Source organism: Actinomadura syzygii (assembly GCF_008085905.1).
GTDB lineage: Bacteria > Actinomycetota > Actinomycetes > Streptosporangiales > Streptosporangiaceae > Spirillospora > Spirillospora syzygii.
This window is the reverse complement of sequence record NZ_VSFF01000010.1, coordinates 40351-54121: the sequence shown is the minus strand read 5'-3', so window position 1 is coordinate 54121 and position 13771 is coordinate 40351. Positions and strand designations below refer to the sequence as shown.

The window sequence follows — 13771 nt, the reverse complement described above, 5'->3', positions numbered from 1 at the left end:
AGCCGGACGTGGCGAAGGGCAGCCTGGGCGTCTGGCGGGCCGCGGCCGTCGCGGTCGCCGCGGCGGGCGCCGTCCTCGTGGCCGGGCTCGTCCTCGGCGGCGCGGTCACCGAGAAGGTCATCCCCGGGCTCGGCGACGCGGGCGCCGTCACCCGGTGGGGGCTCCCCGCGTCCCGGACGGCGATGGACCTGCTGTCCGCGCTGACCGTCGGGGCCCTGCTCGCCGCCGCCGCGCTGCTGCCCGTCGAGGGCGCCGGGCGCGGCCCCGGACGGCTGTCCGGCGACGCGACCGGGTACCTGCGCGCCGCGTCCTGGCTCGCCGCCGCCTGGGCCGCCGCCGCGGCGGCCACCCTCGTCCTCACCGTCGCCGACGTCCTCGGCCAGCCGGTCGGGCAGGTCCTCACCGGCAGCGAGCTGAGCAGCTACGTCGGCTCGCTGCCGCAGGGCACCGCGCTGATGATCGTCGTGCTGCTGGCGGTCGTCGTCGCGCTGCTGGCCCGCACCACCACCACGCCCGCCGCCGCGTTCGGGCTGCTCGCGCTGGCCGCGGTCGCGCTGCTGCCCGCGCCGCTGACCGGGCACTCGGCGTCCGCCGCCAACCACTCCACCGCCACGACGGGCGTCGCGCTGCACGTGGCGGCGGTCGCGCCGTGGGTCGGCGGGCTCGCGATCGTCGGCGTCCACGCCATGCTCGGCCGCGACCGGCTGGGCCTCATGGCCGACCGGTTCAGCCGCATGGCGCTGTGGTGCTACGTCACGGTCGGCGTCAGCGGCCTGGTGAACGTGATCGCCCGGCTGCCCGACCCGGTCGAGCTGGTCGACACCGAGTACGGGCGGCTCGCCCTCGGCAAGATCGCCGCGTTCTGCGCGCTCGGCTGGTTCGGCTGGTGGCACCGCACCCGCACGCTCCCCGCGATCGAGGACCGCAGGCCGTGGGCGTTCGCCCGGCTCGCGTCCGTCGAGGCCGCCGTGATGGGCGGGACGATGGGCCTCGCCGTGGCGCTGGCGCGCACCGCGCCGCCCGCGCCCGGCGAGCCGGAGACGGCCGTTAAGGCGCTGCTCGGCTACGACATGCCGCCGCAGATCACTCCGGCGCGGCTCGCCACGCTGTGGCAGTTCGACCTGTTCTTCGCGGCGCTGGTCGCCGTCCTCGGCGGGCTCTACCTCGCCGGGGTCGTGCGGCTGCGGCGGCGCGGCGACTCCTGGCCGCCGCTGCGGACCGCGTCCTGGCTCCTCGGGCTCGTCACCATCGTGATCGTCACCCAGACGGGCGTCGCCAAGTACGCGCCGATCCTGTTCAGCGTGCACATGGCGCAGCACATGGTGCTGAACATGCTGGTCCCGATCTTCCTCGTCCTCGGCGCGCCGGTGACGCTGGCGCTGCGCGCGCTGAAGCCCGCCCGGATCCGCGGCGACCGGGGGCCGCGCGAGTGGCTGACCACGATGCTGCACAGCCGGTACGTCGCCGTCCTCGCGCACCCCGGCGTGGCCACGGTGATCTTCGTGGTGAGCACGTTCGCGCTGTACTTCACGCCGCTGTTCGAGAAGGCGATGCGCAACCATCTCGGGCACATCGCCATGACGGTGCACTTCCTCCTGGCCGGGAGCCTGTTCTTCTGGGTGCTGCTCGGCGTCGACCCGGCGCCGAAGAGGCTGCCCTATCCGGGACGCCTGCTGCTGCTGTTCGTCACGATGCCGTTCCACGCCTTCTTCGGCATCGCGCTGATGAACATGAGCCAGGCGCTCGCCCGCGGGTGGTACACGGCCGTCGACCCGCCCTGGGGGACGACCGTCCTCAAGGACCAGCACACCGGCGGCGCGATCGCCTGGGGGTTCGGCGAGGTGCCGACGTTCATCGTGCTGCTCGTCCTCGCGGTGCAGTGGTACATGGACGACCAGCGGCAGGCCCGCCGCCTGGACCGCAAGGCCGACCGCGCCGCGGCCACCGGGCACTCGGAGGACGACGAGCTCGCCGTCTACAATGCCCGCCTCGCCAAGCTCGCTGAGCGCGACCGGGCGGCGGCCGAGCCCGCCGATGTGCCCGCCGATGTGCCCGCCGAGGTCGCCGCCGAGCCCGCCGAATCCTCCGAGCCCGGCGAGCCCGCGGGCGAGCAGGGGTCCGGCGCGACGCCCTGAGCTGGGATCTCCCTCTCGCGGGGGAGTAAGGGCGGTCGGCGCGTCTGCCAGGATCGTCGTGTGACGCGCGTGCTCCGGCCGCTGGTCCAGCGGACGACCTGGCTGCGCTGGTCCCACCTCGTGGTGGGCGGCGCCCTGCTGATGCCGTACTGGTTCCTCGGCATCACCCTGTTCATCCCGCTGCTGCCCTTCGGCGGCGGCGTCGTCAAGGCCGTGCTGGGGCTCCTCGTCATGCCCGCGGCGGCGACGTTCGTCACGGGGGTCGTGCCGACCGTCCGGCTGCTGGAGGGGGCGCTCGCCAAGGAGCTGCTCAGGGGGCCGAGCGAGGCGCTCGCGCCCGCGTCCGCGCGGACGTGGGAGAGCCGCCGCCGCGCCGGCGCGTGGTTCGGGCTGCACCTCGGCGTCGGCGTGCTGGTCAGCGGGCTGAGCCTGGCCGTGCCGCCGTTCGCGTTCGTGATGGTCGCCGCGCCCTGGGTGCGCTGGGACGAGAACTTCCTCAACGCCTGGGGCTGGCAGCCCACCTGGCACCAGTGGCCCGCCCCGCTGATCGGGCTCGCCGCGCTCGCCGCGCTGCTCGCGCTGATCGTCGGCGCGGGACGGCTGATGTCCCGGCTGGCACCGAGGTTCCTCGGGCCGTCCGCCGCGGAGCGGCTCGCCGAGGTGGAGGCGCAGGCCGTCAAGCTCGCCGAGCGGAACCGGCTGGCGCGGGAGCTGCACGACTCGGTCGGGCACGCGCTCAGCGTCGTGACCCTCCAGGCCGCGGCGGCCGGACGCGTCCTCGACAGCGACCCGGCGTTCGCCCGGGAGGCGCTCGGCGCGATCGAAGAGTCCGCCCGCGCGGCGCTGGAGGACCTCGACCACGTGCTCGGGCTGCTGCGCGACGACGCGGCGGGCAAGGCGCCGCAGGCCACGTTGAAGGACCTCGGACGGCTCCTCGAACAGACCAGGATCGCCGGGGTGAAGCTCGACGCGGAGGTGGGACCCGAGGTGGAGCACGTGCCGGTGGCGGTGTCGCGGGAGGCGTACCGGATCGTCCAGGAGGGGCTGACGAACGCGCTGCGGCACGCCGGACGGGTCCCCGTACGGCTCCGGCTCGGGGTCGAGCGCGAACGGCTGGAGATGGAGATGAGCAACCCGCTCGGCGCGGTGCGCGGCGACGCCGCCCGGCACGGCGGCGGACGCGGGCTCGGCGGCGTCCGCGAGCGGGTCACCGTGCTGCGCGGCGAGATGAGCGCGGGCCCGGAGGGCGACGCCTGGCGGTTCCGCGTCTCGCTGCCGCTAAGGTCCGGAACATGACGATCAAGGTTCTGCTGGTCGACGACGAGCGGCTGATCAGGGCCGGGCTCGCGGCCATCATCGGGGCCGAGGACGACCTGACGGTGGTCGGCGAGGCGGCGGACGGCGCCGAGGTGCCCGATGCGGTCCGGCGGCTGCGCCCCGACGTGATCCTGATGGACGTCCGGATGCCGCGGCTCGACGGCATCCAGGCCACCCGCCGCATCCTGGAGACCGCGCCGTATCCCCCGAGGGGGGACGACCCCCCACGCCCCCCGGGCACCGCCCCCGGGCCGCCGAGGATCATCGTCGTCACGACGTTCGAGAACGACGAGTACGTGTACGACGCGCTGAAGGCGGGCGCGAACGGGTTCCTGCTCAAGCGGACGCGCCCGGAGGAGATCCTCCGGGCGATCCGGATGGTGGCGCACGGCGAGAGCCTGCTGTTCCCGGCGGCGATCCGGGAGCTGGCCGCGCGGCACGGGCCGTCCCGCGGCGGCGCGGGCGGCGGGAGCGGGGCGACGCGCTGGCACGAGCGGCTGACCGAGCGGGAGGGGGACGTCCTGCGCCTGATGGCGAAGGGGCGCTCCAACGCCGAGATCGCGCAGGAGCTGTTCGTGAGCCCGCAGACGGTGAAGACGCACGTCGGGAACATCCTCGGCAAGCTCCAGGCACGCGACCGCACCCAGGCGGTGATCTTCGCCTACGAGACCTCGTTCATCACGCCCGGTTGATCGCACCGGTTGATCGCGTAGCTCTGACCTGCGCCTTACGCCTTGTTTACCTGCGAGTAGCTAGAAAAGCATAAAGGGCAAAAGCAAACAGATCGGGGGATCATGGACGCTGTCACCCTGTCCGAGCTGCGCAAGCCGCGCGCCTACCCCGCGGTGTCGGTGCTGCTGCCGACGCACCGCTCGGCCCCGGAGAACCGGCAGGACCCCATCCGGCTCCGCAACCTGCTCGCGGAGGTGCGCCGCCGGCTGCGCGCCGACCCCCGCGTCCCGGCCGACACCGCCGACCACGTGCTGCGCGGCCTGGAGCACGCCGCCGACGAGACCGACCCGCGGCACGCCTCGGACGGCCTCGTGCTGTTCGCCGCGCCGGGCGGCGAGCACCACGCCTTCACCATCGCCCAGCACGTGGACGAGCGAGTCGTCGTCGACACCGGCTTCGCCACCCGCGACCTCGTCGCCGACTACACGCGCGCCCGGCGCTACTGGCTGCTGTCCCTGTCCGACCAGCGGGTCCGCCTCTGGGACGGCCGGGGCGACGACCTGACCGAGCACGCGGCCGACGGGTTCCCCGTCGAGCCGGAGCAGATCGACGAGGCCGGGTCGGGACGGCAGTCGCGCCGTCCGGCCCAGGGCGGCGACAGCGAGCGGCACCGCCGCCTGATGCGGGACGCGGCGAGCGCCCTCGACCACGTGCTCGCCCGGGACCGGCGCCCCCTGATCGTCGCGGGCGTCACCCGCCACCAGGCGTTCTTCGACGAGGCCGCCGGGCCGCACCTGACCGTGGCGGGGCGCGTCGACGGCAGCTTCGAGGGCGCCGCGCCGAGCGCGCTCGCCGAGGCCGCCCGCCCGGCGCTCGCCGCCTACGAGGACCTCCGCGAGGTCGGCGTGCTGTCCGAGCTGGAGGCGGCGCGCAGCATCCAGCGGTACGCGGGCGGCCTGTGCGAGGTCACCCGGCTGGTGGAGGAGGGACGGGGCGAGCACCTGGTCGTCGAACGCGGCTACTACGCGCCCGCCGTGAAGGCCGAGGGCGAACTGGTCCCGGTCGAGGGCATGCCCGGCGTCCTGCGCGGCGCGGACGTCGTCGACGACGCCGTGGACGACGCCATCGAGACCACCCTCGAATACGGCGGCGAGGTCACGTTCGTCTCGGACGGCTTCCTCGTCGACCACGACCGGATCGCGCTGGTCACCCGCTACTGACCGCGCGCCGCCGGGCAGGACGGGGCGTGCCAGCTCACCCAGCCGTCCGGTCCTGTCCGGCCCGTGTGCGGGCGCCACCCGTCGGGGTGCCCGGGCCAGGACGCCTCGGGCGGCGTCCCGTCCGGCAGGGCGACGACGACCGTGCACACGCCCTCCGCGGGCGGGCGTCCGGCGCGGATGTCGACGCGGTCGACGCGCGTCCACCACACCGGGACCTGCAGCTTGACCTTGGCGACCCAGTTGAGCGACACGTCCGCGGCGACGCCGCCCGCCGCCGGGCCGGGGAACGGCGGCGGCGGGGACTGGCGCCGCGGCGACGGCCCCATCGCGGACGTCAGCGCCGCCAGGCCGACGACGGCGAGGGCGGCGGCCATGGCGGGCACGGCGCGGCGTCCGCCGAGCCTGGACAGCGCGAGGAAACCGCAGAGCAGGGCGCACGCGACGAGCGTCGCCTCCTGGAGGTGCAGCGCGGCGCGGTCGCCGGTCAGGAACATGACCTCCGGGAAGTCGAAGCCGATGAACTTGTGGGTGCGGAGCCGCTCGCCCGCGTAGGCGGTGACGCACAGCCCGGCGAGTTCCACGGCGATCACGGCCGCCGCCGTGAGCCGGAGCGCCGTCCGGCCGTGCGACCGGGCGAGCGCCGCCGCCCCCGCCAGCGCGTACACGAGGGCCACGCACGACAGGTACCGGCCGTAGGCGAAGTTGCCGACCCGGTGCTCGTCGGGGAGCGCGGCGGACGAGGCGTAGGCGATCCCGAACGTCGCCGCCAGGACGACTGCCGCCATCGTCCGGTCGGCGGCGGCCGCGCGGCGGCGGACGAGCACCGCCGCGACGGCGACGAGGCCCGCCCCGGCGAGTCCCCAGGTGGAGACGATCAGGTACCAGACCTGCCCGGCCGCGCCCGACAGCGCCCACTCCTGGCCGGGTACCGAGGCGAGCCGCGTCTCCAGCAGCTCGGCGAGGTCCCGCGCGCCCCTCGGATACAGCGCGGCGCGGACGTGCGCGTTCAGCGCCGTGCCCGCCGCGAGCCCGGCCGCCGCCGCGCAGCCGCCGACGGCCGCCGCGCGGACGCTTCGCCGCGTGACCGCCACCGCGATCAAGGCGCCCACGTGGACGGCGAGCAGCACCGTCCCGCGCGTGTGGACGGTCGCCATGTACGACGCCGCGAGGCTCGCCGCGACCGCGTCCGATGCCCGGCCGTGCCGGGCGAACCGGTCGAGCGCCAGCAGCCAGGCGAGCACCAGCGCCGGCAGGACCGCGTCCGCGAGCGCGAACGCGCCGAAGAACGTCGTCGCGGGCAGCAGTGCCGCCGCGAACGCGATGGGCGGCGCGGCGCGGCGGCCGAACCCGAAACGGCGCGCCGCCGCGTACCCGAGCGGGAACAGCAGCGCGCCCAGCACCGCGTTGATCCCCATGACCAGCGTGTACACCGTCGCCGGGTCGTGCGTGAACCAGTACGCGGGGGACAGCAGCAGCGGATATCCTCCCTGGTAGAACGTGTGCCCGGTCAGGTCGCCGCCCGGCCCGCCCGCGAGCCACCGGGCCGCGACGAGGTAGCCGGTCTCGTCCGGGTCGGCGGCGGGGCCCGTCCGGGCGCGGGCGAACCAGAGCCGGACGAGCACCTGCGCGACCGTCCCCGCGACGAGCAGCCACGGCAGGGCCCCCGGCCGCCGCGCGGGACGCGGGGGAGCGGGCGTGGCCGAGCCGGCCGGGATCCGGGGCGGGGCGATGGCGGGCGTCATGGCGTCCACCGTCGGCGCGCACTGTCATGATCTTGTCCGCGCGATGTCCGGATCCTGTGACACTCGGCGGCGGACGATCTCCGGTGGCGAATAATGTCCGGGTGGCGAGCATTCTCTTCGTGGAGGACGACCCGGCCGCGCGGACCGCCCTGGAACTGGCCCTCACCCGCCAGGGACACGGCGTCACGTCCCGCGCGACCGGCGAGGACGGGCTGGCGGCGCTGCGCGCCCGCCGTCCCGAGATCGCGATCCTGGACGTGATGCTCCCCGGCATCGACGGCATCGAGGTGTGCCGCCGGATCCGCCGCGACGACCTGTGCGGCGGCGGGGCGCTCCCGGTGATCCTGCTCACCGCGCGCGGCGACGACCTCGACGTCGTCCTCGGCCTGGAGGCGGGCGCCGACGACTACGTGGTGAAGCCGGTCGAGCCGCGGGTGCTGGACGCCCGCATCCGCGCCGTGCTGCGGCGCGCCGACCACACCCTCGTCGACCGCTCCGTCTACGGCGACCTCGTCATCGACCGGACGTCGCTGAAGGTCACCAAGGCCGGGACCGACCTGCGCCTCACCCCGACCGAGCTGCGGCTCCTGCTGGAGCTCGCGCGCCGCCCCGGCCAGGCGCTGACCCGCCAGCACCTGCTCGCCGAGGTGTGGGAGCACACCTATCCGGGCGACTCGCGGCTGGTGGACGCCTGCGTGCAGCGCGTCCGCGCGAAGATCGAGGACGAGCCCGCCGAGCCGCGGCTGATCGAGACCGTGCGGGGCTTCGGCTACCGGTTCGCCGCCCCATGACCGCCGGGACGCGGGCGACCGGTGAGACGCGGGCGACCGGCGGGCGGGGCCCGCGGTCGGTCGGGCTGCGGGTGCGGCTGACGGCGGCGTTCACCGCGGTCGCGCTGTTCGCCGCGCTGCTCGCGTCCGGGATCTCCTACGTCCTGCTCAGGCGGCTGATGCTGCAGCGGGCGCAGGACGCGGTGCTGACCGAGGTCCGCGACACCCTCGCCCGGCAGATCCCGCCGCAGCTCCCCCCGGACGTGGACGAGCTCGTCCGCGCACAGCTCGTGGAGGCCCTGTCGGGCGCCGGCCGGCACGCCGCCGCGGTGCCCGTGCCGCTGACCCGCCCGGTGCCGCTCCCCGACCCGGCGCAGCTCGACGTGCCGGTCACCCGCGAGTTCGCCGACCGCGCGAAGGACGGGCTCGTGTTCCAGCGGATCATCCGGGACGGCAAGCCCTACCTGCTCGTCGGCGCGCGCGCCACCGGCTACCAGACGACGACCGACGAGCCGTGGCGGACGACCCCGCCGATGGTGTTCGTGTCGGCGAGCCTCAGCCGGGAGGCCGCCGACCTGCGGCTGTTCACCCGCGCGCTGCTGCTCGCGGACGCCGCCGCGCTGGTCGCCGCGCTCGGCCTCGCGCTGCTCGCGACCGGCGGGGTGCTGCGTCCGGTCCGCCGCCTCGGCGCCGCCGCCCGCGCGCTCGGCGCGGGCGAGCTGGAGACGCGGGTGGCCGTGCGCGGCGGCGACGAGCTGGCCGACCTCGCCCGCACGTTCAACACCACCGCCGAGGCGCTGGAGCGGACCGTGACCGAGCTGCGCGCGATGGAGGCCGCGTCCCGCCGGTTCGTCGCGGACGTCTCGCACGAGCTGCGCACGCCGCTGACCTCGATGGTCGCGATGACCGACCTGCTGGCCGAGGAGGCCGCGGCGGCGGGTGGGGGCGCCGCGGCGCGGCTCGTCGCGGGCGAGACCCGGCGGCTCGGGCAGCTCGTCGAGCACCTGATCGAGATCAGCCGGTTCGACGCGGGCGCGGCCGCGCTCGTCCTGGACGACGTGAACGTCGCCGACGCCGTCGCCGCCACTCTCCGCGCGCGGGGCTGGCACGACGAGGTCGCCGTGGACGGCCCGTCCGACCTGTTCGCGCGCCTCGACCCGCGCCGGTTCGACGTGATCGTCGCGAACCTCGCCGGGAACGCGCTGAAGCACGGCCGCCCGCCGGTCGCGCTGCGCTTCGGCCGCGCCGGGCGGGACGGCGCGGCGGGCGTGGAGGTCGTCGTGTCCGACTCCGGCCCCGGCCTGCCGGGCGACCTGCTCGCGGTGGTCTTCGACCGGTTCGTCAAGTCGGAGGCGGCGCGCTCGCGCAGCGAGGGCAGCGGCCTCGGCCTGTCCATCGCCAGGGAGAACGCGGTGCTGCACGGCGGCTCGCTGGACGCCGCCAACGACCCGGACGGCGGCGCCGTCTTCACCCTGTGGCTCCCCGAAGAGCAGGACGACCAAGAGCGGGACGACGAGCGGCGGGACGACGAACGGCGGGACGACGAGCGGCGGGACGGCCCCTCATGAGACACCGGTCATGGACGTTCACCCTGCCGCGCAAGGCGCTAGCCGTGCTCGTCGCGGCGGCGGCGCTCGCGGCGGTGACGGCGCGGCTCGTCCCGATGGAGGGGGGCCTCGGGATCCAGCCGACCGGGATCATCGGCGCGGGCGGTCCGCCGGTCGCGGCGGGCAAGGCCGCGACCCTCACGATCTACCTGGTGAAGGGCGGCAAGCTCGTCCCCGTGGTCCGGCCGGGACTGCCGGGCCAGCCGTACCTGAGCATCACGCAGCTCAGCGTCCCGGTGACGTCCCTGGAGCGGCGCAACGGCCTGCGCAGCGCGGTGCCCGAGGGGCGGAACGTCGCGGTCAGGGCGGGGGACCGGCAGGGTGAGATCAACGTCGACGTGACCGTGTCCTCCGGCCGGACGCTGAGCGAGGCCAAGCCCGACGCCGCCGCGGTCGGCTGGTCGCGGATCGCCCTGGGGCAGCTCGCGTGCACCGCGCAGACCGTCCCCGGGGTGCGGCGGGTGATGGTCCTCGCCATGTGGGACGACCAGGTCGTCCGGCCCTGGATGTCGCTGACCTGCGGCGAGTTCGGCGACCTGCTCGGCTGATCACCGGCCCGCGCGGGTCAGCCCCTGGTCAGCCACTGGGTGGTCGTGTCGCCGAGCACCGACCGGATGGCGAGGACGGCGACGCCGAGCGTGAGGACGGGCATCACCACCCACCGCTCCACCTTGCCGTCCGTCTTCGGGATGACCGGGACGTCGATCCGGTACGGCAGCGGCCAGAACACCGGACAGCCCCGCGGTGTCAGGCAGTCGCCGACCACGTGCGCGAAGCAGCCGAGCCCGACCGCGAACCCGACGAAGCTCATGTCGATGTTGTGCATCAGCCAGACCGCGACGAGGGCGAGCGCGCAGTCGGCGAGCGCGGACTGCGGCTCCTTGCCCTCGAAGTCCAGCCCGATCCCGCGCAGCCCGAGGCCGACGATCATGAACAGGCAGGCCCACCAGGCGTAGACGTAGTGGGTGGCGAGGAAGTCCATCGCGAGGCCCATCGCGACGGCGAACAGGATCGAGTGGGTGGCGTGCCGGTGCCCGCCCGACAGCTTGCCGATCCACTTGCACATGTGGTGCGTGATGGGCCCGAACGTGTTGGCGATGCGCCCGTTGTGGTGGTCGATGTCGGGCAGGATCGCCGCGCCCGCGCAGACGACGGCGCCCGCCGCGACCTGCTCCGCCGACAGCGACACCGCGTGGTCGCCGAGCAGCCCCTCCTGCGCGATCACCGGCACGGCCGCGAGCCATGCCAGCGCCCCGCTGAGGGCGTGCGTCTTGCCCATCATCTGCAGTTGTCCCCGCTTCCAGCCCGTCCCCGCCGCCCGCTCCAGGGCGGGACTCTAGCCCGCTACCACCGTGTTTCAGTGGCGGCGCGCCGAAGTGGACGCTTAGCCCGTTTGATGGCGTACGGACCGTCCCGGTTCCCTCTGCCGCCGGGGGTTCAGACGAGGTGGCTCTCGCGGGAGGCGACGACGGCCTCGACGTTCTCCTCCGCCCACTCGGCGATGGCCTCGATGGGCGTCCGCAGCGACTTCCCGAGGGGCGTCAGCGCGTACTCGACTCGCGGCGGAACCTCGGGGAAGACCGTCCGGGTGAGGAGGCCGTCGCGCTCCATCGCGCGGAGCGTCTGGGTGAGCACCTTCGGCGTGACGCCGCCGATCCGGTCGCGCAGCCGGGTGAAGCGGCTCGGGCCGTCGGAGAGGCTCAGCACGACGAGCACCGACCACTTGTCGCCGATGCGGTCGAGGACCAGGCGGGTCGGGCAGTCCGGATCGAACGCGTCACCCTTCATGGTTTCCAAAGGGTACCAAAGGTTCTTTGTAGTAACCAGTATCCAAAGGATACCGTCAATCTCGAAGACGGCGATGATCAAATGGCGTTCTGATGATCTTTCAAGGAGGACCGATGAGGATTCTCGTGATCGGCGAGACCGGGATGATCGGCAGCCGCGTCGCGGCGGAGGCGCTCGGCCGGGGCCACTCGGTGTCCGGCATGACCCGCAGCGGGGCGGAGGGGACGGCCCCCGGCGAGGCGAGCGACGCGGCGGCCGTCGCCCAATACGCCGACGACCACGACGCCGTCGTGCTGGCGATCGCCCCGCCCCGCGACGGATCGGAGGCGACCGGACCGCTGCTCGCCGCCGGCCGCGGCGTGCTCGCCGGGCTGCGCCAGGCCGGGATCCGGCGGCTGATCGTGGTCGGCGGGGCGGGCAGCCTGGAGGTCGCGCCCGGCGTCCGGCTGGTCGACACGCCCGAATTCCCCGCCGAGTACAAGGGCGAGGCCCTCGCCCAGGGCGCCCTGCTGGACCTGATCCGCGACGAGGCCGGCGACCTGGACTGGACGTACATCTCCCCGGCCGCGGTGATCCAGCCCGGCGAGCGCACCGGCGAGTTCCGGGTCGGCGGCGACTCCCTGCTCACCGACGCCGACGGCAACAGCTCCATCAGCGCCGAGGACTACGCCGTCGCGGTCGTGGACGAGTTGGAGAAGAACCAGGCCGTCCGCCGCCGCATCACCGTGGCCTACTGAGACCTGTTCGCGGAGGCGGCGGGGACGAAGCGCCAGTCGTCCGACTCCCCGCCCGGCTCGTAGCGGGAGTCGAGGCGCTTGGCGACGACGCCCGGCAGGCCCTGCGCGGCGGCGGCGTCCCGGACGGCGGCGCCGTCGCCCGGGTACCACGGCGCCGTCTGCCAGGTCGGACCCGACAGGCCGAGCCCGTCGAGCCGCTCCCGCCGCTCCCGGTATGGGACGTCCAGCAGCGGATGCCCGTCCAGGTGCAGCAGGTCGACGATCAGGTACGTCTCGCGGCCGTCCAGGACGGCGACCTCCCCGTCCAGCAGCGCCGGGCGGGAGCCGAGCGCGGCGCCGAGCCGGGAGCCGAGCCCGCCGGGCCCGTCGACCGGACGGCCCCGGTCGTCGGTGAACCGGGTCCGGCCGCCCTCGACGTAGGCGGCGAGGCGGCGTCCGCCCCACGCGAACTCGAAGGCCCAGGCGCCCTGGTCGCGCGGCAGCCGCGCCCGCTCGACCGGCCGCATCGGGCGCACCGACTCCGGCAGCGGCTCGGCGCCCGGGTCGGCGGGCGGGTCCATCCGGTGGATCATCCAGTTCTCGCCGCGCGTCCGGAACAGCACGTACCGGCCGGACACCCGCGCGCCGCGCATCACGATCTTGACCTCGCGCTCGGACCACTTCTCCGTCTCGTAGGTGCCCGCGTCCCAGATGGTCATCGTCCCGGCGCCGTACTCGCCGCGCGGGATCTCGCCCTCGAACGTCGCGTACTCCAGCGGATGGTCCTCGGTGCGGACGGCGAGGTGGTTGGTGTCCGGGCTCCACGGCAGGCCCTTCGGGACGGCCCACGACACGAGCACCCCGTCGCGTTCGAGGCGCAGGTCCCAGTGCAGGCTGGTCGCGTGGTGCTCCTGGACGACGAATGTGTCGTCGTCCCCGCGCGGCGCCGCCCGATCAGCCGGGACGGGCTCCGGCGTCCGCCCCGCGTCCCGCCTGCCCCGGTACTCGGCGAGCCGGTCGCCGTCGTTATTGTTCTTCCGCTTCTTCGGGGTCACGCCCGATCCGTACCCGCGATCAGCGGATGAAGACGGCGTAGTCGGCGAGGTCGCCGGTGAGGGACGGCGGCAGCCCCGCCACCGCCGACAGCTCCTCGGCGGACATGAACCCGCCCGTCTCCGCCCGCACCCGCTCGATCCGCGCGGCCAGCTCGGGGGTGACGCCGGGCAGCAGCGTGAGCGCCTCCGGCGGGGCGTGGTTGACGTCGACGAGCCCGCCGTCGTTGTACTGGCGCGGCAGGTCGGGACGCCCGATCCGCAGCTCCCTGGCGAGGCCCGGGTCGGACTCGGCCAGCGCGCGCGCCTTGTCGCGCAGCAGCCGCCGCCGCTTGACGCGCTCGACCACGGCCTCGTTGTCGACCGCCGACAGCCCGTGCGGGTCGAACACGCGGCGCCGGATGATGAACGCGTGCGCGCAGCCCACCACGGCGAGGACGAACATCAGCATCCCGACGTAGCGCTCCGCGCCGTCGTCCTTGCCCATGTCCGGCACCAGGACCATCATCAGCGCGAACACGCCGACGTACGCCGCCGTGGACACCAGCAGGTGCGCGCTGCGCCGCCACAGCGCCGCCGCCGCGAAGGTGAACGGCGTGGCGTAGCCGAGCGTCAGGAACGGCAGCGCCGCCCAGGTCACGCTGAGCGCCGCGCGCCCCGGCGGCATGCTGTCGGACGGAACCCTCGGCTCGTACGGCGCTGGGGCGTTCATCTCTAGAGGGTCTCCCGGCCGGATGTGGACGTGAATCGGA

The 13771-nt window shown here is 74.8% G+C and carries 13 protein-coding genes; 8 read left to right on the top strand and 5 right to left on the bottom strand.

The features are described from left to right. The first annotated feature begins 8 nt into the window (after nt 1-8). The 4 genes from FXF65_RS25620 to FXF65_RS25605 all read left to right on the top strand — a co-directional run bounded on the left by FXF65_RS25620 (nt 9) and on the right by FXF65_RS25605 (nt 5344). Entirely contained in the window at nt 9-2135 is a 2127-nt protein-coding gene (locus FXF65_RS25620) for a bifunctional copper resistance protein CopD/cytochrome c oxidase assembly protein (RefSeq protein WP_148352592.1), read from the top strand. Nucleotides 2136-2195: 60 nt separating this feature from the next. Beyond that, nucleotides 2196-3431, top strand: coding sequence for a sensor histidine kinase (locus FXF65_RS25615; protein WP_246199094.1), 1236 nt, complete (start codon nt 2196-2198; stop codon nt 3429-3431). Then, nucleotides 3428-4144 (top strand): response regulator transcription factor, encoded by a 717-nt coding sequence (locus tag FXF65_RS25610; protein ID WP_148352591.1) that lies wholly within the window; start codon nt 3428-3430, stop codon nt 4142-4144. Before FXF65_RS25615 ends, FXF65_RS25610 begins: the two co-directional genes overlap by 4 nt. A gap of 102 nt (nt 4145-4246) precedes the next feature. Further along, on the top strand, nt 4247-5344 hold the full coding sequence (locus tag FXF65_RS25605; protein ID WP_148352590.1) for a baeRF3 domain-containing protein: 1098 nt from the start codon (nt 4247-4249) through the stop codon (nt 5342-5344). Here the strand turns inward: FXF65_RS25605 and FXF65_RS25600 are convergent. Then, entirely contained in the window at nt 5338-7086 is a 1749-nt protein-coding gene (locus FXF65_RS25600) for a hypothetical protein (protein WP_148352589.1), read from the bottom strand. The genes FXF65_RS25605 and FXF65_RS25600 overlap by 7 nt on opposite strands. 101 nt (nt 7087-7187) lie before the next feature. Between FXF65_RS25600 and FXF65_RS25595 the strand changes: the two genes are divergently transcribed. Genes FXF65_RS25595 through FXF65_RS25585 form a run of 3 tightly spaced genes read left to right on the top strand, consistent with a single transcriptional unit; the run spans nt 7188 to nt 10011 of the window. Further along, nucleotides 7188-7877, top strand: a complete 690-nt coding sequence (locus FXF65_RS25595) for a response regulator transcription factor (RefSeq protein ID WP_148352588.1) — start codon at nt 7188-7190, stop codon at nt 7875-7877. Next, entirely contained in the window at nt 7874-9424 is a 1551-nt protein-coding gene (locus tag FXF65_RS25590; protein WP_148352587.1) for a sensor histidine kinase, read from the top strand. The genes FXF65_RS25595 and FXF65_RS25590 overlap by 4 nt, the downstream gene beginning before the upstream one ends. After that, nucleotides 9421-10011: a hypothetical protein gene (locus tag FXF65_RS25585; protein ID WP_148352586.1), complete on the top strand. Its 591-nt coding sequence runs from the start codon at nt 9421-9423 to the stop codon at nt 10009-10011. Before FXF65_RS25590 ends, FXF65_RS25585 begins: the two co-directional genes overlap by 4 nt. A 17-nt stretch (nt 10012-10028) precedes the next feature. On the opposite strand, the gene FXF65_RS25580 is transcribed toward FXF65_RS25585, so the two are convergent. Continuing rightward, nucleotides 10029-10745 carry a metal-dependent hydrolase gene (locus FXF65_RS25580; RefSeq protein ID WP_187412503.1) on the bottom strand — a complete coding sequence of 239 codons (717 nt, stop codon included), beginning with the start codon at nt 10743-10745 and terminating at the stop codon, nt 10029-10031. Between the two features lie 155 nt (nt 10746-10900). After that, entirely contained in the window at nt 10901-11251 is a 351-nt protein-coding gene (locus FXF65_RS25575; RefSeq protein ID WP_148352585.1) for a winged helix-turn-helix transcriptional regulator, read from the bottom strand. Nucleotides 11252-11364: 113 nt separating this feature from the next. Between FXF65_RS25575 and FXF65_RS25570 the strand changes: the two genes are divergently transcribed. Continuing rightward, nucleotides 11365-11988: an NAD(P)-dependent oxidoreductase gene (locus FXF65_RS25570; protein WP_148352584.1), complete on the top strand. Its 624-nt coding sequence runs from the start codon at nt 11365-11367 to the stop codon at nt 11986-11988. On the opposite strand, the gene FXF65_RS25565 is transcribed toward FXF65_RS25570, so the two are convergent. Continuing rightward, complete coding sequence (locus FXF65_RS25565; protein WP_148352583.1) at nt 11982-13022, bottom strand: DNA polymerase ligase N-terminal domain-containing protein; 1041 nt, start codon at nt 13020-13022, stop codon at nt 11982-11984. The genes FXF65_RS25570 and FXF65_RS25565 overlap by 7 nt on opposite strands. Before the next feature lie 19 nt (nt 13023-13041). Then, nucleotides 13042-13731 (bottom strand): ComEA family DNA-binding protein, encoded by a 690-nt coding sequence (locus FXF65_RS25560; protein ID WP_148352582.1) that lies wholly within the window; start codon nt 13729-13731, stop codon nt 13042-13044. Nucleotides 13732-13771: the final 40 nt, after the last annotated feature.